A 20,886-nucleotide genomic window follows, 5' to 3' on the forward strand; every position below is an offset into this window, starting at 1 on the left:
TTGCATCTGACCTATTAAAAGCAATAAAAATAAACAGATGAAAAACATAGTGTTGTATGTTGCCTTCTTGACGTACAGTCTTGGCTTCTCCCAAACCTTTACAGAACAGGATACGCTTAGAGGCAGCATTACCCCGGAAAGGGCTTGGTGGGACCTTACTTACTATCATTTGGATATTTCCGTAGATCCCGATGAGAAATTTATTTCCGGTACGAATACCATCCATTATAAGGTATTGGATAGAAATCAGGTGCTTCAGGTCGACCTTCAGCCTCCTTTGGTTATCGAAAAAATTACCCAAGATGGAAAAAACCTGCCTTTCGAAAGCAATGGAAATGCCCATTTTGTTACACTCGAAAAAACTCAAAATGTGGGAGAATTTAACGAAATCGTGGTGCATTATTCCGGGCATCCCAAAGAAGCGGTGCGCGCCCCTTGGGACGGTGGTTTTTCATGGAAAAAAGATGAAAATGGGAAACACTTTGTTGCTACTTCCTGTCAGGGTCTTGGCGCCAGTGTCTGGTGGCCCAATAAGGACCATATGTACGACGAGGTGGACAGTATGTTGATCAGTGTACAGGCCCCTAAAGGACTCATAAACGTTTCCAACGGTCGGTTACGAAAAGTGGACAATGAAACCAATACATACCATTGGTTTGTATCCAGCCCCATTAACAATTATGGGGTCAATGTGAACATTGGGGATTACGTGCATTTTGGGGAAACCTATGATGGCGAAAAAGGCATGTTGGACATGGATTACTACGTTTTACGGGATAATCTGGAAAAAGCCAAGGAGCAGTTCAAACAAGCTCCCAAAATGATGGAAGCCTTTGAGCATTGGTTCGGCCCCTACCCTTTTTATGAGGACTCCTTTAAATTGGTAGAAGTCCCTTATTTGGGCATGGAACACCAAAGTTCCGTTACCTATGGCAATCAGTATGGGAATGGCTATTTAGGTCGGGATCTTTCGGGCACCGGATGGGGATTAAAGTTCGATTATATCATCATCCATGAGGCTGGACATGAATGGTTCGCCAATAATATTACCTATAAGGATATTGCCGATATGTGGGTCCACGAAGGATTTACGATGTACTCCGAAAGCCTGTTCATTGAATATTACTATGGCAAGGAAGCGGCAGCGGAATATTTACTCGGCATACGAAAGAATATCCGAAACGACCGACCTTTAATTGGGCCCTACAATGTCAATAAAGCCGGGTCTGGCGATATGTACAACAAGGGAGCCAACATCCTTCACACGTTCAGGCAAATCATGGACGATGATGAAAAGTGGCGGGCCACCCTCCGCGGACTTAATGAGGAATTCTATCATCAAACGGTAACAACCAAACAGATTGAAAAGTATTTGGATGATCAAGTAGAAGGTGATTTTGAACCATTCTTTGAACAGTATCTCAGAACGGCCAACATCCCTGTTTTTGAATATGAAATTCAGGATGGTATTTTTAAGTATCGATATACCAACGTAATAGATGGTTTTAAAATGCCCTTAAAGATTCAGATAGATGGAAAAACCGATTGGTTTGCCCCTACTACCGAGTGGCAGCAAAAATCACTTAAAGGGAACGACATACAAGTGGACCCAAACTTTTACGTGGACGTCAAAAAAGGATAGCGGATAAAATCTAAGACAATATCACGGGTAGCTGACAAATATCATATTCCCCAAACTGACAATAACCTTAAATTGCCCATCGTTAAAGGAAATAACAAATCATTGTATTAAAAACCTACTGATCAAAATGAATGACATCCCTGAAAAAATATCGGCACAACTAGAAAAAAATCCCATCGATTGGCAAAACGTTTTGGAAGAGACCATCAGCCATTTTGATTGTTCCACCGGAACGTTGCACTTTTTAAAGCCCGGGAATTCTATTTTGGAATTACAGGCGCAAAAAGGCATTCCCGATTTTTTGATGCCGAAGGTGTCCACAATTCCCATAGGCAAAGGTATGGCGGGCATCGCCGCGGAACGCATGAAGCCCGTAGAGATGTGCAATCTACAGACCGATGCATCCGGCGTAGCGAGACCGGCAGCCAAGGAAACCAAAGTGGAAGGTTCCCTTGCCGCCCCATTGATTCACCAAGGAAAATTGTATGGCACCATCGGTATTGCCAAACCTGTTTCCTATGATTTTACCGAGGAAGAGATTTCATCCTTGATGGAGATCGGTGATCTCATTTGTCAAAAAATAAACTAAAGCTTCCTGAATTCTTTTAGTAACCATAAAATAAAAAAGCCCGCTTCAATGCGGGCTTTTTCCTGTACTATATGATTATCTGTTACCTGAACATGGCTCCCGTCAAGGCGACCATGGATACTTCCTTGCCTTCTTCGGCCTTGTAGGTTACATAATAAGGTCCATTGCCGGAAATAGTCCCGGTAATGGGAACGCTCACCTGTGTACCCTGACCTCCCGTCTGTGCCGGCATGGTTCCTTCACCAACAACAGGACCATCTGGTGTGTTCTCACGGATCTGGAAGGTAAAACTCAAATTCGGCGGACTCTGCCAACCAGCATTAAGTACTAGGGCATTCACACCTTTTAAAGAGGTATCTTTTAACTCCAACCATCCGGACGCACTGTTCAACAACATCAAATCCATACCACCAAATTTCATGGCCTGCATATTGCTTGTTTTCAAATCTTCCGTCAGTAATATGGTGCTACTGGGAATGGCCACCGCCTTGGAGCCGGTTAATGGAATGGTTCCTTCGGCACCACCATCGGTATAACTGGCCGTCAAGACCAACATATTTCCGGGCGCTGAGGCTTCTGCCGTAATGGTACCATTTGTAGGCAATGATTTTTCTTCCTCTTTGTCCCCTGCCAAAGAAAGGATGTATAGTCCGATCTGTCTTGTTTCGTCTGAGGTAATATTTGGATGTGCAGGCATGGTTACTTCGCCCCATACACCGCTACCTCCGGTTTTGATCCTAGACTGTAAATATTCCAGGGCATCCCTTCTATCCTTATATTTTTGGGCAACATCCATATAATTGGGTCCTATGGATGCTTCGGCTTCTTTATGGCACGTCTTGCAATCCATGGATTGTGCCAGAGCCTTTCCGGTTACCGCTGCAGATACCTGCTGATGACCAAGATTCATGGCTACCCTGTCCATTCCTTCCAAATAATCGACGCTCACGAAAATATTGCCCTGATCAATGGGGCTACCGTCCGGATCGCTAACGTTTACTTCATAATCGATTTTCTGACCAGGAAGATAAAAGGCAGGGGTCCCACCTTTTAAATTGATGGTAATTTCAGGTCTTGAATTTCCGGCAACTATATTGGTGCTTGAACTTATGGTAGCTTCACCCTTTTCGTCGGTCACCGTAACGTTCAAATTATACGATCCTGCATCTGCATAGGAATAACTTACCGTAGGTTCCGTAGTTTTCTTGGTTTCTCCGTTACCGAAATCCCAAGTGTAGGAAACACCATCATTCTCTCGGTCATGGGCCTCCACTGTTGCGGTGATAGCCAAAGGTGTCTGACCCGATGTGGTCTCCACAATCATATTATCGATTACAGGAGGCCTGTTTCCACCATTGTATTCAATATAGGCCAATCCAGAATTGGCATTTTGGGAGAACCAACCACTACCATATTCCAAGAGATATACCCTTCCATTGGGTCCCATCTCCATATCGATAAGATTGTTCAGTTTTACCTCAGGGGCAAAAGGTTCCATTCGGTTAAAACTTCCATCCTCCTTCAAGTGAACGGCAAACATCCAACCACGCATCCAGTCATAGATCAATACCTTACCGTCATAATAGCTAGGTAATTTTTCGTCCCCGGGATACAAATCTGAATAATAGGTAGGTCCCGCCATGGCATTTCTACCTCCAGTTCCCGTCTGTGGGAAATCACTGGATTCAACATAGGGATAGTACACGTAGGCCGGGGTTGCGGGTGGCAACTCAGTCAAACCCGTATTGTTCCTAGACGTATTCATTGGTTTTTCAGGGTCAAAAGCTTCTCCTGACTCTCCAGTTTCATAATTGTATTCATGGTAGGCAAAATTGTCACCAATGAACATTGGCCATCCAAAGTTTCCCGGTTTGCGTGCCTGGTTCATTTCATCATAGCCCCTAGGACCTCTGGTTTCCAAACTATCGGCGCGGGCATCTGGGCCAACGTCGCCCCAATAAACATACCCTCTTTTTACATCGACTGAAATTCTATAAGGGTTTCTGTGTCCCATGGTATAAATTTCTGGTCGGGTTTTTTCAGTACCTACAGGGAACAAATTTCCTTCTGGAATATCATAGCTTCCGTCCTCGTTCACCTTGATTCTCAAAATTTTACCCCTAAGATCGTTTGTGTTTCCTGAACTCCTTCTAGCATCGAACTGCTCATGGCCGGGCGTGTCGTTCAAGGGTGCAAAACCATTGTTTACATATTTTTCCCCTCTTTCATTAAACGGCGTAGAGTTGTCCCCAGTTGATAGATATAAGAGATTATCCGGTCCAAAGGCAATGGAACCACCGGTGTGACAGCAAATTTCCCGTTGGGAATCCACTTCCAAAATAATCTGCTCCGAAGCTAGGTCGAAATTTCCATCCATATATTTGAATCGGGATAAGCGATTTACCCATTTATCGCCCGTTGGAGCATAGTACAAATAAATCCAATGGTTGTTGGCATAATCAGGATCTTTCTGCAATCCCATTAACCCTTCTTCGGCATTTACGCCAGGCGTTTCCAATGTTTTAAAATATACATCCAACTTGGCAACTTCCTTGAGTTCCTGAGTCTCATTATTGAACAAAACTACCTCTCCCCTACGTTGTGCAATTAAAACGTCATTGTTAGGTAAGACGGCCATTTCTGTGGGTTCAAAAAACTGTCCTTCGGAAAGAACCACTTTGGAGAAACGGTCATTGTCTGGAGGTATTTGGGTGGTAACCTTGGAATAGTCCAATAGTTCGTTATCACCAATAGCGTATTTGATTCCTCCCAATACATGCTTCAAGAATAGATCTTCAGAATAGCTTTCGTCTGTATGTCCGCCTCCGGTATAAAAGGCACGGCCACCGTCAAAATCATGGTACCAGGCAATGGGATGAAAATCACCGTTGGCACCACCTTCGTAGGTGGATTCATCCAAGGTCATCAAGACGTTCACATCTGGATTTATCTTTTTATAATTGTACAATTCGTCGTCCCTGTTCCAAACGCTGTCCGTAAAAAATTCCGTAGCAATGAAGTTCTTGTCCTTTATTATGAAGTCAGCGTTTGGCGTACCCCTAGGATGGCTTAAAAACTGGGCTCCGGCCAAATCGTTGTACCAGCCCCAATCATATTCGGTATCGGCAGCGGCATGTATTCCCACGTACCCTCCACCTGCTTGAATGTAGCGTTCAAAGGCAGCTTCCTGAAATTGGTCCAAGACATTTCCTGTGGTACTCAAGAAAACAACGGCCGAATAATTCTGCAGATTTTCATCCGTGAACATTTCGGCATTTTTGGTGGTATCCACTACAAAGCCGTTCTCTTGACCAAGTTTTTGTAAGGCGGCGATGCCCGCAGGAATAGATGCGTGTTTAAACGCTGCTGTTTTAGAGAAAACCAATACCTTGGGTTCCCCGTCACGTTTATTGCCACCACATGAGACAATAATAAGCGCAAAGCCCAAGAGCAGCGCATTGAAAACTTTTTTCATACGTAAATTTTGATGTTTGTCGGTTTAATATAGCTTCAAAAATAGAATTAGATAGCATAGAAACCAATTGTTTGTCAGCTAAAATTGTATTTTACGTAGAATTTAACACGGAAAAAAGCCGATATGCCAAAAATACCGGAACTCTATTTTAAAAATGATACGGAATTTAGGGAATGGCTACATAGTAACCATACCCAGTATGAGGGTATCCATTTGATCTTTTACAAAGTAGAACACGAGAACGACAGTATGCGCTGGGAAGAGGCCGTTAAAGTAGCCTTGTGCTATGGATGGATAGATAGTACGGTAAAAAGTCTGGGCAACGGCAAACGCAAACAATATTTTTGCCCAAGGAAACCGAAAAGCGTTTGGAGCAAAGTGAATAAGGACTATATCAACGATTTAAAGTCTAATGGGCTTATGCACGAAGCCGGCCTGGAGGCAGTAAAAATAGCCAAGGAGAACGGCTCTTGGTCTTCTTTGGACGACGTGGAGGCCGGAATCCTACCAGATGATTTACAGGCCGCATTCGACACCAACGAAAAGGCTTTCGAAAATTTTCAAAACTTCACCAGGGGACAACGTAAGAGTTATCTGTATTGGCTGAACCAGGCAAAACGGGAAGAGACCCGGCAAAAGAGAATCGAGGAAATTCTTGCATGCTCAGAGGCCAACATTAAATATAGGACCAATGGTGGCTGGGAGACCAAAGGCTGATGTTCGTTATTAACAAACGGACAAGGCCAACAAATCAGGATTTCTTTATACCTTTCTGCATCCACCAAACGTAGAGACCATGACCAAGCTTTCTTCCCTATTTCTTATGTCCACGCTGTTTTTTATTGTAGGCTGTAAGACCGAAAACAAAATAACCTATGATATGGTTTTAAAGGATGGAAATCTAATCGACTTGGAAAATGGTGCCATCAATAAAGCGGATATTTTTATTACGGATGGAAGAATCGTAGCTGTAACGACGGACACTTTATTGCTAAACTATACCGCGAAACATAGCGTTGATGCATCCGGTAAATATATTCTACCGGGTTTTTGGGACAACCACGTACATTTTCGTGGGGGCGATTCCCTAATTGAGGCCAACAAACGTTTTTTAGGACTCTTCATCGCCAATGGAATTACCACGGTGCGTGATGCAGGGGGCGATCTGACCACGGCCGTCATGCAATGGAAAAAGGCTATTGAAAACGATGGTATGATTGGACCCACCATTTTTACATCAGGTCCTAAAATAGATGGTCCTGGGGCCACTTGGGCCGGTTCTTTGGAAGTTGAAAATCAAGAGGATATCAATAAGGCGTTGGATTCGCTGCAAGCCATCCCAACCGATTTCGTCAAAATTTATGATAGTAGAGTTTCCGGGGAAAACTACCTCAATACGATTCGGGCTGCGGAAAAAAGAGGATTGATTACTTCCGGACACATGCCCTTTACCGTTACCTTACAGGAAACCTTGGACGCCGGAATCGACGCCGTGGAACATCTCTACTACATCATGAAAGGTTGCTCCACAGAGGAGGACGTAGTTACCCAACAACTTCAAGTCAACAAGATAGGTTTTTGGGATGCCATGCCCATACTGCAATCTACTTATAATGACTCAGTGGCCAAGCAAACATTTGAGCACCTAAAACAAAAAAATGTGTTTGTAGTGCCAACTCTTCATATTGGACATACCCTGAGTTACTTGGACGAGGTGGACCATAGTGAGGACGCCTATTTGAAATATATGTCCCCCGGTATTCAAAAAACCTATCAAGGTCGTATCCAAAGGGCGCAAAATGCATCGGAAAAGGCGGTACAGGACAGAAAGGAACTGGACACCTTTTTCAAAAAATTGGCATTGACCCTCAACCAAAACGACGTTTCCTTATTGGCGGGTTCTGATAGTGGTGCCTTTAATAGCTATACCTATCCCGGAATATCCATCCACAAGGAAATGGAGGCCATGGTAGACGCCGGCATATCTCCATTGGATGCCTTAAAGGCTTCGGCCTACAATGGGGCCAAATTCTTAAAAAAGGATAGCGACTACGGCAGTTTGCAAACCGGTAAACTAGCGGATATTGTCATCCTTAATCAAAATCCCTTGGAAAACATCCAAAATACCCGGGATATTTTTATGGTGCTAAAGAATGGAAACAGCTATAGCCAAGAAGATTTAAACAAATTACTACAATGAAATTGATTATCGATTTAAACTTAGGGAGACTTACACTGGTGGCCCTGTTGGTATGTCTAGGCATATCGGTCCAAATACAAGCTCAGACTTTATTGAAACCGGACCGTGTATTTGATGGAACCGAAATGCATGAAAATTGGTTGGTATTGGTGGAAGGTAATAAAATAACGTACGTCGGTAAACTTGAAGGACGTACATTCCCGAAAGCAACAACGGAAATGGACCTACCCGGCACCACCTTGATGCCAGGTATCATCGAGGGACATTCCCACTTGTTGTTACATCCATACAACGAAACCGACTGGAATGACCAGGTATTGAAGGAATCGCCCGTGGAGCGGGCCATCCGTGGCACCGTACATGCCAAAAACTCCCTGATGGCCGGAATAACTACCATGCGCGATCTGGGCGCCGAGGGTGCCGGGTATACGGATGTCTATCTAAAAAAGACCATTGAGCAAGGCATCATCCCCGGACCCCGATTATTGGTCGCAGGTCCTGCAATTGTCGCCACGGGTGCCTACGGTCCAAAAGGTTTTCACGATGGGGTCACCGTTCCTTTGGGGGCGGAACCCGTAAGCGGAAAGGAAGAGGCCATACGGACCGTACGCACACAGATGGGGAATGGGGCCGACCTGATTAAAATCTATGCCGATTACCGCTGGACGCCCGGAGCGGAATCGCAACCCACCTTCTTACAGGAGGAAATCGATGCCATGGTCGCGACCGCCAAAAGTGCGGGGAAATATGTGGTAGCCCATGCGAGCACGCCCGAAGGTATGAAAAGGGCCATTTTGGGAGGCGTGGAAACCATTGAGCATGGAGACGGCGGCACACTTGAAATTTTTAACATGATGAAGGAAAAAGGCATCGGCTTGTGCCCTACGTTGGCTGCGGGGGATGCCATTACCCAATATCAAGGGTGGAAAAAGGGAACTGATCCAGAACCGCAGCGCATTACCAACAAGAAAAAATCATTTAAGCTAGCCCTTGAATCGGGCGTACAGATCGTATTTGGTGGAGATGTAGGTGTGTTTACCCATGGGGAAAATTATAGGGAAATGGAGTTGATGGTAGCGTATGGCATGAAACCCTTGGACGTATTGATTTCCGCTACAAGCGCAAACGCCAAAATGTTCCATCTAGACCAATTGGGAAACCTAAAGGAAGGCTTTTTAGCCGATATCATCGCGGTCAAAGGAAATCCTTTAAAAGACATTAAAGCGATGCGCGAACCTGTATTTGTGATGAAGGATGGGTACGTTGTTTTGAATGCAGAATGAAGAGTGAAGAATGAAGAATTATGAGTGAAAAGTGAAAAGTGAAAAATGGAAAACTAAAGGTGAATAGCTGTTAGTTTCTGGCTTTTAGCGTTTAGCGTTTAGCGGAAAGTGAAGAATGAAGAGTGAAGAATGAAGAGTGAAGAGTGAAGAGTGAAAAGTTAGATTTGAGACGTTAGACTTAAAAACAACTAATTCACTGTCTCACTATCTCACTATTACACTATTTCACTAACTCACTAGAAATCTAACAACCAACCTCCCATGCCCATCAAAAAAACTAAAAAACCATGGCCCACCAAAGCCGTCATGGAGCAGATTTACGAGCAAAACCTTTGGGGCGGGAATCCTGGCGAATTTTACAGTGGTGATGGATCGCACGATCCAGCAGTGGTGGAACCGTATCTCAAAGCGGTTACCCATTTTTTACGCTCCTTCCATCCTCCATTAACGGTTTGCGATTTGGGATGTGGGGATTTTATTATTGGTAAACGACTTGTACCGTACACCCGGGAATATATTGCCGTAGATATTGTGGAGGACCTCATCGGATGGCATAAAAAGAACAATGCATTGGAGCAGGTGAGCTTTCACTGTTTGGACATTGCCAAGGATCGCCTTCCCCAAGCCGACTGCATCACCCTTCGGCAGGTTTTGCAACACCTTTCCAATGAGGAAATAAAGGCGATAGTCGAAAAACTATCAAACTACACGTACGTACTGGTAACAGAACACCTCCCCGAAGATGATTTTGAACCCAACATTGATATAATCTCCGGACAGGGCATCCGACTCAAAAAGCAGAGCGGTGTAGATTTGTTGGCACCACCCTTTCTTTTAAAGGTTAAGGAAGCCAAGGAGTTAGTTGCTATTCCTTCAACCTCAGGAAAAGGGGTGGTTAGTACCAATTTATATACTATTATGTAGGAAAATATCTCAAAATCAATACAATACATCCAAAAAAAGGTCTTTTTACGGAAATCCGTATCCAATTGGTTTTCTATTTTATATTTTAACCGAAACTATAAGAAAAAATGAAAAAACCAGCCTACCTCCTACTTCTTTTTTTAGCTTTTATTTTTATTCAGTGTGATTCGGATACGGATACTCCCAATCCTAATATGCTTGAAAACCCTTCTGAAGATAATTCTAGTAACAATGACGAAGATGAAGAATCCAGCAATGACGATTCCAGCAGCGATGAGGAAAGTAGCGATGATACAACGGGGGAAACAGTGGGAGATGAGGGCACCGAAGAAGGCAACACAAATTCCGGCGAGGAAGAAAATGGCATGGGGGATGACGATACCAACAACGGAGATATAAATCCGAATCCTACGGAACCATGTGAGAACGAGGACGCTGTTTTTGACGATACAGGAGATAGTGAATCTTCCAACGAATGTTCTCAGCAACTGAATAACGGTACCATAACTTGTACTATCAATGGGGTATCATTTGAATCCACTGGAATACTGGCAGGTGCTGTATATGAAGAAAACGACGATGCATTCACCCTCGGAATCATTGGTGGGGATGGTCCCGACCCCGATACTCCAATTGATCAACGAAACCAGAGGGGGATAGCCATAACCATTTCATCTAGCAATTTAAGGTTTGACGATCTTCAAACCAATATGGAATACAATGGAACCAACGGGGTGAATATTCTAACTGGAGGATTCGAGGTATTTGGTGCCTATGTAAGGATAGTTGACTGTGAAAACCAAGAAGGTGGTGGTGATTTTTCGCCAACGGCCAAAATTCAATTCTCAAAAATTGATAGGACTAACCAATTATTGTCAGGAACTTTTGAGTTAGTAGCTGTTGATGAGGAAACAGGCAACAGTTATGTTGTTTCACAAGGTATTTTCATAGACCTCTGGTTTTGCAATCAAGCATCAGGTTCAGGCAAATCACTTTCGTTTATAAACAAACAAAAAGAGCGCCTGTTATCTCAGAATTAAGGGCAATACTCATTATCATTGTAGTTTGTGCGTTTTTCTAGGTTATAATGAAGCCTTGAATTTCGGACCACAACTTCTGAGCATAAAAGTAAAAAGCCCCGTAAAAGGGCTTATATCGACCTATTCAATGGTCGGTCAGGGACTTGTGCAACGGTTACCGGTGTTGGCAACTGGCTTTTTAATTTAATGGTTCACAATATGTTTTATTAACAACTCTATCTCTCATTTTTGCTTTGTCATTAAAATTCCGTGAAATGTTTCTTTTTATATCGCTGTAATTGTCAATTTCGTTCCCCTTTTGATGGTAAAACATTTTAATTGAAGCACAATTATCGTGCTCAAACATTGTATTTAAAAGTGTTCGGTCAGAAATTCCGCAAGAATGTCCTAATATGAATATTTGAAAATTACCACTATTAATAAATTCCAATAGTTTCTTGTAATTATCCGATTCTAAATAGTTTATGGATTTGATGTTTTCTAAATATCTATTGTCATTCAGTTCTTCAATTGAATTGTAATCTTTGTCTATCTCGTCTCCAAATCCAAAAATTATTGGATTTTTATCCATTCTGTCTGTTGTTCCGTGAATATGGTTAAATTTTACTGATGTATATTTTTCTTCTAAAGGATTATAAAATCTTTTTGGGTCTTCATATAATAATTCAGTAGATGTGTAATTGAAATTCAAAAACAAGGTCTGGTCAGGTATGAGGTCGAAATAGTTAATGGCAGAATCAGACAAGAGCATTTTTTTTATTTGATTTAAATGGTCTTTTTTGCCAAGTCTTTTGATAATGTTTCTTTGATATTCATTTACTTCATCTATTGAAATATGATTTGCTTGAACGGCAATTATACTTTCTTTTAAAGCGTTGTATTCAATTTCTGCTCGTTGATTAACTGAGGTTTCAGAAAAGTCTTTTAATTTGAAAGGTGAATATATTTTATTCCCAATTGTAGTTTTAATCCTCAAAATATTTGAACCAATATTAGAATCAAATTCCTTTTCTATTCGAGTCAAATATTGTTGTAGTAAATCTTTAATTCTTTTAAAATCCGAGTTTAAATTTGAAATATCGTAATCTTTGGAATTTTTTGAGTCTTGAAATGATTTTTTTAGCAGAAAATAGTATTCATTTTCTACATCTACCCAATTATTTAGATAAGTCTTATCTGTTATTTCTTTTAAGAATATATTTTTAAATTCTAGAGTTGCTTTGTGGTCATTTAAGCCTCTTTCTAAATCTTTTACAGTTGTACCTGTTATAAATCGAGAAGGTGAATTGTCAATTTTGATTTCATCATTCTCAAAAGGTCTTCCTAAAGCTGTTTCTTGAATTGCTGTAATTGTATTAGTCCAATAATCATCAATAAATGATTTATAACTCGTTTTCATTTCGTGAGCTAAATCAAATCCATTTCCGATGAGTATTATTCTATTCATTATGTTTTTTCAGCTTGTTGCAACGCTCCGGGTAAGATGTCGTAAGCGACGTTAGGAGCTTATGCATTTTACCCATTGTTAGCCTTTCGTTGTTCTTTTAATTTTTCTTCTTCTGTACACTTTCACCGAACGAAGTCTCCAAATATTTCTCGATGTTCTTCTGTACGTTTATTATTTCGTCCTTAAGACTTTCTGATTTTTCCTTCATAATTTCTGCTTGCAACTTACTGGTTTGTAAAAGGGAAATGAACTCGCTTTCCTGTAACAATGAATTGTAGTTAATAGGTATTCTTTTTTTACCATAAAGTTTGTCGTAATTTTCGATGTAGAAGTTCTTTGCCCAATAGGGCTGAATGATGGACTCCATGATAGCGAATCTTTCCTCTGCATAGTTGCCATAATATGGGATGTCCCATTCGTAAAGATGCGTAATTAACATCCTTAAGGCGTCATCAGATATTACTTCTATGCCTTTAGATTCCAATAACTTATACCCACTCTTAAATGGAACACTATGAGGGCTTAATTGGGCTATGTGGATGTGAGCTCCAATTGTATCGTTGTAAGGGTGCCTAGATTGAAAATGGTGAATAAGAATAGAGTCCGATTCAATCAGAATCTGAAATCCATTGATGTCATCTTCTAACTCAAGGATGTCAATATTTAGGTTTTCATGAATTTCTAAAAGTATCTTTTTTTCAAGCTCACTCCTTTGTCTATTCTGATTCCATGTGTTCACTTGTAACGCAATTAAAATCCCGAGAACGACCAATAGAATTTCACCAAAAGCGTAGGCAAAATATTTACTGAATTTATTCTCAACGAGTAGCTTTTGACGGATTTTCCTGAAAAACTTTATCATTTAATTCTCTTTTCGAATGAAGGCTAACAATTATATATAGTAACAAGTACCTATATTTCTATTTTAGGGGGATTACCCTAAAAATCCTACAAAAAATTGGTTTCGGCAAGAGAAAGGGGAAATATGTAGCGTTTCGTTTGTACGGAACTGTCAGCGCCGGTTTTTTCTTTCCGATACTTTTTCCATCGCCGAAAAAGTATCCAAAAAGGCTAGGCTGATTTTGGGATACTTGAAATCCAATCAGTCCCTGTGCCGCATCGCCCAGGCCGTTTCCGATTGCATCGGAATACTTTTTGGGCGATTTCCTGTTGCCAATTCCAAGGACTCCCAGATTTGCTACGCATCCCAAAATAGGCCGGTTTACTCCTTAAAATTCATTTAAGTTACCTGCTGCGTTTAAAACCTAAAAAAGCTCCCCTCCCTGGTTAGGGAGGGGTGTTTCGCCTTGGCGGAACGGGGAGGGTCGGTCAATAAAGAGATGCTTCTTCCTCGCTACGCTTGTCATCAGTATGACAAGAAAATGGGAGGAATAGGAATAGAATTACAGTTCCTTCACCATATACACGGAACTGGAAGGACAAATTTCAGAGAATTCGGTAGTTCCAAGGATAGCCGTAGGAGCGGTGGACCGTTCCGCTACAGCAAAACCATAACGTGTAAAATAGGCATCGGCCGTAGTGGTAAAAAGATGCAATCGTTGTATACCTTTTTGCCTACTGGTTTCACAAAGTTCGTCCAATAACTCCTTACCCACTCCTCTTCCTTTATGGGCGTCGTCCACCGCCAAGGAACGCAGCAAACCATCCATACCGTATGTTTCGATGCCAATACATCCAATAAGTTCGCCGTTTTTATCCTTGGTCAAAAAGGCCACTTTGGATGCAACCAAATCTTCAAAGGGCAGGTCGTTCGCCTTCAACAGTTGCTGAACGGACTTTAAATCGGTTTCTGGGTTCATAGTAGTGATTTTAAATGGAAAGTTCGTAGTTATTCATTCATTATGGCACCAAACCCAAGGCTTGGTGGTATTTTAATAGATTCTTTCTTGCTACGCGCGTCATCAGAAAGACATTCTAGTATATTAAACCGTTGTACACTTTAAAAATTATATATATAGATGTCAGTTCGAGTGCTTGATTTTTGATTTTTTCCATCGAAAATCAAGTGTAATGAGAACCCATCGCCTTCGCTCAGGGCAGGCTCCTTTTGGAGCCTTAAAAAGATTCTCGATACAATTTTTCTTCATTGCATTGCGAAAAATCACTCGAACTGACCCTTTGGTCACGATGACAGTTTCAAAATCCACAACGGTTTTTGTTACACGGCCACCAGCCTACTTCACCTGCCCGATCAAAACCTCAATGGATTTTTCCAATTGCTGATCACGGCCTTTGGCGATGACCTCAGGTTGGTTTTTGACAAGGATATCTGGGTCGGTTTCATTATTTTCCATCCACTCCCCTGCCTTGTTCTTGGCACTTACGGGCACCACGCCCCAAACGCCTCCGTTGGGCAAACGCTCCCACCCGGCAAAGCTACAGGTTCCTGGAACCGGCATCCCCACCGTAGTCCCTATTTTCAATTCGGTATAGCCGCTGGCAAAGCAGGAACCGTCACTGTACATGGACTCGTTGTATAGGGCCAACGTTGGTTTGGTCCAGCGCGAAGTGGGCTCCCCTCCTACCACCCGATCTTCTGTCTCGTAGGATAAAAAGGCCTCACCGGTAAAGAACATGGCCAGATCGGCCACCAGGTCGCCCCCACCATTAAATCGGGTATCCACAATGACCCCTTTTTTGTCGAAAAACTTGCCCATCATTTCCTCGTAAATGGAGCGGTAGGGTCCGTCGCTCATTCCCGGAATATGAACGTATCCCAGGGTACCTTTACTTTTTTCAAGTACTTCCTTTTCATTGATCTCCACCCACCGATTATATAACAAATCGCCCTCAGCATCCAAGGAAATGGGCTTAACGGTAATTTGCTTTTGGGTTTTGTTCTCACCTGTTATATCCAACAACAAAAATTCGCCTTCCTTGCGGTTCAAATAACTGGCTACATCACGATCGGACAGTAGGGTTTCCCCGTTTATTTTTTCGATGATCATCCCCGGCTTTAAATTGAAGCCGGCCTTGTCCAAAGGTCCCCCTTTGATGACCTCTGCGATTTTTATCCCGTTTCCTGTATGGGCATAATCCATAAAAATTCCCAAGGATGCAGTTTCGTCGCCATTATCGATAGTGTCGTTGTACCTGCCTCCGGCATGTGAAACATTCAACTCACCTAATAGTTCCGATATCATTTCCGCAAACTCGTAATTATTCCCAATGAAGGGCAGGTATTTTTCGTATTCGGTACGCATAGCGGTCCAATCGATACCGTGAAAGTTGCTGTGATAGAAAATACCATTGGTTCGCAACCAAATATGGTCGAACATATACTGGCGTTCGGCATCGGCATCCAAGACCATTTCCGAATTCAATTTTACAGGTTCCTTCTTCCCGGCCTTTACATCGATTTTGGATATGCTGCCATCAGCCAACAAAAAGAGGTTTTCCTGCTTTTTATCCCATTGCAAACCTCCTGATTTTGCGCCTAGGGACAGTAATTTTTTGGTTTCCTTGGTACGGATTTCCGTTTCCCAAAGGTCCAGATCCTCCTCAAAACGCGTGAGATAATACAGTTTTTCACCGTCCTTGGACAACACGGCATCGCTCAATTTTGAGGAGTGGATGGTGAGTCGGCTTTTCCTATCCTCGGTGCCCTCCAAATCGAACTTCAGGGGTTTTACGGGTTCCTCCTTAGTGTCTTCGTCCTTCTTCTTTTTATCGTCCTTATTTTCTTCCTTGTCCTCTTCCTTTTTATCGCCTTCCTCGATCAACTTCATCAAATCATACTCATCCTTGGACAGATTGAACTTGTCCCAGCCATCCTGGGTAAGGAACATGGTGTAGACATCAAATTCTGACTGCCCACTGGTGGCATAGCTTTTTAAGCCGTGTCTGTTGGAGAACCAAATGATTTGGTTGCCTTCCCCTATCCACTTGGGCTGCATGTCATAGTAGCCACTTTCGGTAAGGTTCTTACGGGTCTTGCCATCGGCAGAAATCAAAAGGATTTCATTATTGCTCAAAGTAACGCCCCAATCCACCAACAACCATTTACTATCCGGGCTCCATTGATAGTATTGATCCCCATCGGAGAAATGGTACAAATCCTTTGGCGTCAGTAAGGTAACGGTCTCCTTTGTTTTTAAATTTTTGACTTTCAACGTCCTACGACCTTCAATATAAGCGACTAGATTACCGTCGGGCGAGAATTCGGGCAAATAGACATCGGTACTATCGGTTACCAAGGTATCCTCCCTTACCAAGGTGGAAGCAAAAAAATAGGGTTCCTCGGTACGTTGTTTTACGGTCTTGAAAATAGACCATTTACCGTTTCGCTCACTGGAATAGGCGATGGACTTTCCATCGGGCATAAATTTTAAAAAGCGCTCCTGCTCCGGCGTATTGGTCAAACGCTTCGTCATAGTGCCATCTACCGAAGTGGTAAATACCTCACCCCGACTAATAAAGGCGATTTCCTTCCCATTGGGCGAAATGTCCATTTCCCTGACTCCGCCATTGACGGAAACGTACTCCACCGCATTGGAGGCCGATTGTGTGCGGATGATCACATCCACCTTCTGTGGTTCGCCACCTTCCTCAAAAGTATAGAGTTCCCCATCATAACTGAAGGCCATAATCCCGTTCCCGATGCTTAAAAACCGAACGGGATGGGTCTTAAAGGAGGTCAATTGCTCCTTATTTTCGGGATTTTCCAGATTCAATGTATGGACGTTGAAAGACCCGCTTTCCTCACTGAGGTAGTAGAGGGAATTACCATTGGCACTGAAGACGGGATTACGGTCCTCCCCGTTAAAACTGGTCAGCTTGGTATGTGTGCCGGTCGCTACATCATATTTCCAAATATCGCGCGTAATGGCAGATGTATGGTGTTTTCTGAACGTATTTTCATAACCTTTTTTATCGTGATAGGCCATCAAAGTGCCCTCGGAATTTACCTGTACATCTTCCGCAGGGACGGTCAATACCTGGTTAACCCGACCACCAATGACGGGAACACTATACAGCTCCGGTTGTTGTCCCATGGGATACTGCCGATGTTTCACATCATCCTGACGTGCAGCTCCAAAAATGACGCTCGTATCGTCCGCCGAAAACGAATAGGGCGTCTCATCGTTGCTGTGGAAGGTCAATCGGGTCGCTTCGCCCCCTTTGGCGTTCATTACGTAGATATCAAAATTCCCGAATCGGTTGGAGACAAAGGCCAGCGAGTCCCCATCCTTGCTCCACACGGCCTGATAATCGTGCGCCTTATGGAAGGTCAATTGCTGTGCAACACCCCCTTCTTTGGGAACCCTGTAAATATCTCCCTTGTAGGTAAAGGCGATGGTGGAACCATTAGGGGAGATAGCCGGATACCGAAGCCATTTGGGGTCTTCCTGGGAAAATACACTATTAAAAAGAACGATGGAAAAGAAAAACAAATACAGGTAATTTCTCATGTTTGGTCCGCTTGATTTTAATCCGCCGAAGATAGGTAAATTGTGTATAAATGGACACCGAATTTGTATGATCTGCACCCATAGCGGCATGGCTATCAAAAATGTCCTTATTTTCGTCTTTCTAAGCACGCCGCTATGGACGACAAAACCTATTGGACCCAACGATACGAGGCCGGTACCACGGGCTGGAACATTGGCTACCCTTCCACCCCCATCAAGGAATACGCGGACCAATTAACGGACAAAAACCTAAAAATCCTGATACCCGGTGCCGGGAATGGGTATGAGGCCGAATATCTTTTTGACATCGGCTTTAAAAATGTGCACGTACTGGATGTTGCCGAAATTCCGTTGACCGAGTTCAAAAAACGCAACCCGCATTTTCCCGAAGCCAAAGTGATGCATGCCGATTTCTTTGCGCATGAAGGAAGCTACGACCTAATTCTGGAGCAGACCTTTTTCTGTTCCATAGTACCTACGGATGCCAATAGGAGCGCGTACTTTAAGCAGATGCGCCGGTTGCTCAAGCCTGATGGCATCCTTGCAGGGCTCTGGTTCGATTTTCCCCTGACGGACGATATGGAAAAACGGCCCTTTGGCGGCAACAAGGAACTATATTTGGGCTATCTGGACCCCTATTTTACCGTACGTACCTTTGCTCGATGTTACAACTCCATCCCGCCCAGAAAGGGAAACGAACTGTTCGGGATTTTTGAGCGGAAATAACGAAGTGCCCCAAAACTTGGGGCCTTAAAAACTTAAGGGACTTTTAAATGGGCCTTACATTCCATTTACCGTATCTTTAGGCATATTGGTTTTATGCCGATACGTTCACATTCAAAAAAATCAATCCAATGAAACGAACACTATCAAAATGTATTCCTGTAAAAGGTTTAGCCCTGATTGCTTCCGTTACCATGATTGCATGGAGCTGCAAGGAAACTCCCAAAGAAAACCCGGATGCAGCCGTCACTAAAACGGTAAAATCCTATACCATTGAGCAGATGATGGACAACGAGGCCATTGGCGGTGGTAGTTTTTCGCCGGATAATAGTAAACTCTTGATTTCAAGTAATCGGTCCGGTATCTACAATATGTACACAATTTCAACAGAAGGTGGTGAGATGATGCCCGTAACGGAATCGGACAGTTCCTCGGTCTTTGCCATTTCCTATTTTCCCAAGGACGAGCGTATGCTCTTTAGGATGGACGGAAACGGCGACGAAATCTACCATATCTATATCAGGAACCTCAATGGCAGCATTACGGATTTGACCCCTGAGGAAGGCGCAAGGGCAAGTTTCCATGCGTGGGCAGCCGATAAAAAGAGCTTCTTTTTCACCTCCAATAAACGGGATGCCCGCTATATGGACCTCTATCAAATGGATTTCTTAGATTACAGACCCCAACTCATATATCATAACGATGAAGGTTATGACATTGGGCCTTTAAGCAAGGACCAAAAATACCTGGCCCTCTCCAAATCCCTGAATACGAACGATGCCAATCTCTTCCTTCAGAATTTGGAAACGGGTGAAAAGACACAGATCAACGAAGCGCAGAGCGCCAATAGCGGTCAGGATTTTACACCCGATAGCAGTGCGTTGTATTATACGACCGATTTGGGTAGCGAATTTTCCTATGTAATGAAATACGATATACAATCTGGCGAACGCAGCAAGGTCATGGAGCGCGATTGGGATATTATGGGCAGTTATTTCACCGAGAACGGCACCTATCAGGTAACCTATATAAACGAGGACGCAAAGAACGTCATTGCCGTTACGGAGACCGCAACGGGAACGAATATCGACCTTCCCTCCCTCCCCAATATGGACATAACCAATGTAGGTTTTTCGGATGACGAAAAACTGATGAGTCTCTACGCAGGCGGGTCGCAAACACCTAGTAACCTATATGTGTATGATTTGGAGACCAAAGAGCTGAAACAGCTTACCAATGTACTGAACCCGGAAATAGAACCAAGCGATTTGGTCTCGGCGGAGGTAATCCGGTTCAAATCCTTTGACGGATTGGAAATTCCTGCCATTTATTACAAACCTCATCAAGCTTCCGAAACCAACAAGGTGCCCGCTTTGGTTTGGGTACACGGTGGTCCAGGCGGACAATCCAGGCAGAATTTCAGTTCCTTCATTCAATACTTGGTAAACCATAAGTATGCCGTGTTGGCGGTGAACAACCGCGGAAGCAGCGGTTATGGGAAGTCGTTCTACAAAATGGACGACCTCAACCATGGTGACAAGGATTTGAAGGATTGTGTGGAGGGCAAGAATTGGTTGGCCAACCAACCAGAAATCGATGGAGACAAAATCGGGATTATTGGAGGTTCCTACGGAGGATATATGACCATGGCGGCCTTGACCTATACACCCGAAGAGTTTGCCGTGGGCGTAAATTTATTTGGGGTAACGAACTGGATCAGGACCTTACGAAGTATTCCACCTTGGTGGGAATCCTTTAAGGATGCCCTGTATTTAGAGCTGGGTGACCCCAACAGTGCGGATTCCGTTCGGCTTAAGGCTATTTCCCCTCTTTTTCATACAGATAAGGTTACCAAACCCCTAATCGTGCTGCAAGGTTCCAAAGATCCCAGGGTGCTTCAGGTGGAATCGGATGAAATCGTGGCCGGCGTCAAGAAAAATGGCGTTCCCGTGGAATACGTGCTCTTTGAGGATGAAGGCCATGGATTTGTAAAAAAGGAAAACCAGATCGAGGCCTACAGCAGGGTACTACAATTTTTGGATGTCTATCTCAAAGGAGACGCGGGCACGCCCATTGAGGACGGCGAATCCATGGAAAGCGATATTTAATCAAAGGTCTAATTTCAAGACTT

The 20,886-nt window shown here is 43.3% G+C and carries 15 protein-coding genes; 9 read left to right on the forward strand and 6 right to left on the reverse strand.

The window, feature by feature from the left end:
- The first annotated feature begins 37 nt into the window (after nucleotides 1–37).
- On the forward strand, nucleotides 38–1,642 hold the full coding sequence (locus ACZ41C_RS00520) for a M1 family metallopeptidase (RefSeq protein WP_464563525.1): 1,605 nt from the start codon (nucleotides 38–40) through the stop codon (nucleotides 1,640–1,642).
- 127 nt (nucleotides 1,643–1,769) lie between these two features.
- On the forward strand, nucleotides 1,770–2,231 hold the full coding sequence (locus ACZ41C_RS00525) for a GAF domain-containing protein (protein ID WP_464563527.1): 462 nt from the start codon (nucleotides 1,770–1,772) through the stop codon (nucleotides 2,229–2,231).
- Nucleotides 2,232–2,313: 82 nt separating this feature from the next.
- On the opposite strand, the gene ACZ41C_RS00530 is transcribed toward ACZ41C_RS00525, so the two are convergent.
- Complete coding sequence (locus ACZ41C_RS00530) at nucleotides 2,314–5,706, reverse strand: ThuA domain-containing protein (protein ID WP_464563529.1); 3,393 nt, start codon at nucleotides 5,704–5,706, stop codon at nucleotides 2,314–2,316.
- A 123-nt stretch (nucleotides 5,707–5,829) separates the two neighbouring features.
- On the opposite strand from ACZ41C_RS00530, the gene ACZ41C_RS00535 reads away from it, so the two are divergent.
- From ACZ41C_RS00535 to ACZ41C_RS00555, 5 genes are all read left to right on the forward strand, one after another.
- Nucleotides 5,830–6,423, forward strand: a complete 594-nt coding sequence (locus ACZ41C_RS00535) for a YdeI/OmpD-associated family protein (RefSeq protein ID WP_464563531.1) — start codon at nucleotides 5,830–5,832, stop codon at nucleotides 6,421–6,423.
- A gap of 79 nt (nucleotides 6,424–6,502) precedes the next feature.
- Nucleotides 6,503–7,906 carry an amidohydrolase family protein gene (locus ACZ41C_RS00540; RefSeq protein ID WP_464563533.1) on the forward strand — a complete coding sequence of 468 codons (1,404 nt, stop codon included), beginning with the start codon at nucleotides 6,503–6,505 and terminating at the stop codon, nucleotides 7,904–7,906.
- A complete protein-coding gene (locus ACZ41C_RS00545; RefSeq protein ID WP_464563535.1) occupies nucleotides 7,903–9,189 on the forward strand; it encodes a metal-dependent hydrolase family protein in 1,287 nt (428 codons plus the stop codon). Before ACZ41C_RS00540 ends, ACZ41C_RS00545 begins: the two co-directional genes overlap by 4 nt.
- A gap of 261 nt (nucleotides 9,190–9,450) precedes the next feature.
- Nucleotides 9,451–10,113, forward strand: coding sequence for a methyltransferase domain-containing protein (locus ACZ41C_RS00550; protein ID WP_464563537.1), 663 nt, complete (start codon nucleotides 9,451–9,453; stop codon nucleotides 10,111–10,113).
- A gap of 107 nt (nucleotides 10,114–10,220) precedes the next feature.
- Nucleotides 10,221–11,153, forward strand: a complete 933-nt coding sequence (locus tag ACZ41C_RS00555) for a hypothetical protein (RefSeq protein ID WP_464563539.1) — start codon at nucleotides 10,221–10,223, stop codon at nucleotides 11,151–11,153.
- A gap of 178 nt (nucleotides 11,154–11,331) precedes the next feature.
- On the opposite strand, the gene ACZ41C_RS00560 is transcribed toward ACZ41C_RS00555, so the two are convergent.
- The 5 genes from ACZ41C_RS00560 to ACZ41C_RS00580 form a co-directional block, all read right to left on the reverse strand.
- Nucleotides 11,332–12,600 (reverse strand): AbiH family protein, encoded by a 1,269-nt coding sequence (locus ACZ41C_RS00560; RefSeq protein ID WP_464563541.1) that lies wholly within the window; start codon nucleotides 12,598–12,600, stop codon nucleotides 11,332–11,334.
- 97 nt (nucleotides 12,601–12,697) lie between these two features.
- Nucleotides 12,698–13,462, reverse strand: coding sequence for a hypothetical protein (locus tag ACZ41C_RS00565; RefSeq protein ID WP_464563543.1), 765 nt, complete (start codon nucleotides 13,460–13,462; stop codon nucleotides 12,698–12,700).
- A gap of 58 nt (nucleotides 13,463–13,520) precedes the next feature.
- Nucleotides 13,521–13,811 carry a hypothetical protein gene (locus ACZ41C_RS00570; RefSeq protein ID WP_464563545.1) on the reverse strand — a complete coding sequence of 97 codons (291 nt, stop codon included), beginning with the start codon at nucleotides 13,809–13,811 and terminating at the stop codon, nucleotides 13,521–13,523.
- Between the two features lie 192 nt (nucleotides 13,812–14,003).
- Complete coding sequence (gene arsN2 / locus ACZ41C_RS00575) at nucleotides 14,004–14,420, reverse strand: arsenic resistance N-acetyltransferase ArsN2 (RefSeq protein WP_464563547.1); 417 nt, start codon at nucleotides 14,418–14,420, stop codon at nucleotides 14,004–14,006.
- 375 nt (nucleotides 14,421–14,795) lie between these two features.
- A complete protein-coding gene (locus tag ACZ41C_RS00580) occupies nucleotides 14,796–18,032 on the reverse strand; it encodes a S41 family peptidase (RefSeq protein ID WP_464563549.1) in 3,237 nt (1,078 codons plus the stop codon).
- A 135-nt stretch (nucleotides 18,033–18,167) separates the two neighbouring features.
- Here ACZ41C_RS00580 and ACZ41C_RS00585 point away from each other — a divergent pair, with 135 nt between their 5' ends.
- On the forward strand, nucleotides 18,168–18,758 hold the full coding sequence (locus ACZ41C_RS00585) for a methyltransferase domain-containing protein (RefSeq protein ID WP_138259726.1): 591 nt from the start codon (nucleotides 18,168–18,170) through the stop codon (nucleotides 18,756–18,758).
- 128 nt (nucleotides 18,759–18,886) lie between these two features.
- The gene (locus ACZ41C_RS00590; RefSeq protein ID WP_464563551.1) at nucleotides 18,887–20,863 is read left to right on the forward strand and encodes a S9 family peptidase; all 1,977 of its coding nucleotides are present in this window, start codon (nucleotides 18,887–18,889) and stop codon (nucleotides 20,861–20,863) included.
- Nucleotides 20,864–20,886: the final 23 nt, after the last annotated feature.

It is taken from the genome of Maribacter sp. C-4077, from assembly GCF_055378385.1.

Excerpts from the sequence above, each read along its gene's own strand:
- ACZ41C_RS00550 (WP_464563537.1), top strand. The coding sequence starts at position 9,451 with ATGCCCATCAAAAAAACTAAAAAACCATGGCCCACCAAAGCCGTCATG.
- ACZ41C_RS00520 (WP_464563525.1), top strand. The coding sequence starts at position 38 with ATGAAAAACATAGTGTTGTATGTTGCCTTCTTGACGTACAGTCTTGGC.
- ACZ41C_RS00535 (WP_464563531.1), top strand. The coding sequence starts at position 5,830 with ATGCCAAAAATACCGGAACTCTATTTTAAAAATGATACGGAATTTAGG.
- ACZ41C_RS00585 (WP_138259726.1), top strand. The coding sequence starts at position 18,168 with ATGGACGACAAAACCTATTGGACCCAACGATACGAGGCCGGTACCACG.
- arsN2 (WP_464563547.1), bottom strand. The coding sequence starts at position 14,420 with ATGAACCCAGAAACCGATTTAAAGTCCGTTCAGCAACTGTTGAAGGCG.
- ACZ41C_RS00565 (WP_464563543.1), bottom strand. The coding sequence starts at position 13,462 with ATGATAAAGTTTTTCAGGAAAATCCGTCAAAAGCTACTCGTTGAGAAT.
- ACZ41C_RS00525 (WP_464563527.1), top strand. The coding sequence starts at position 1,770 with ATGAATGACATCCCTGAAAAAATATCGGCACAACTAGAAAAAAATCCC.
- ACZ41C_RS00590 (WP_464563551.1), top strand. The coding sequence starts at position 18,887 with ATGAAACGAACACTATCAAAATGTATTCCTGTAAAAGGTTTAGCCCTG.
- ACZ41C_RS00555 (WP_464563539.1), top strand. The coding sequence starts at position 10,221 with ATGAAAAAACCAGCCTACCTCCTACTTCTTTTTTTAGCTTTTATTTTT.
- ACZ41C_RS00580 (WP_464563549.1), bottom strand. The coding sequence starts at position 18,032 with ATGAGAAATTACCTGTATTTGTTTTTCTTTTCCATCGTTCTTTTTAAT.
- ACZ41C_RS00545 (WP_464563535.1), top strand. The coding sequence starts at position 7,903 with ATGAAATTGATTATCGATTTAAACTTAGGGAGACTTACACTGGTGGCC.
- ACZ41C_RS00530 (WP_464563529.1), bottom strand. The coding sequence starts at position 5,706 with ATGAAAAAAGTTTTCAATGCGCTGCTCTTGGGCTTTGCGCTTATTATT.
- ACZ41C_RS00540 (WP_464563533.1), top strand. The coding sequence starts at position 6,503 with ATGACCAAGCTTTCTTCCCTATTTCTTATGTCCACGCTGTTTTTTATT.
- ACZ41C_RS00560 (WP_464563541.1), bottom strand. The coding sequence starts at position 12,600 with ATGAATAGAATAATACTCATCGGAAATGGATTTGATTTAGCTCACGAA.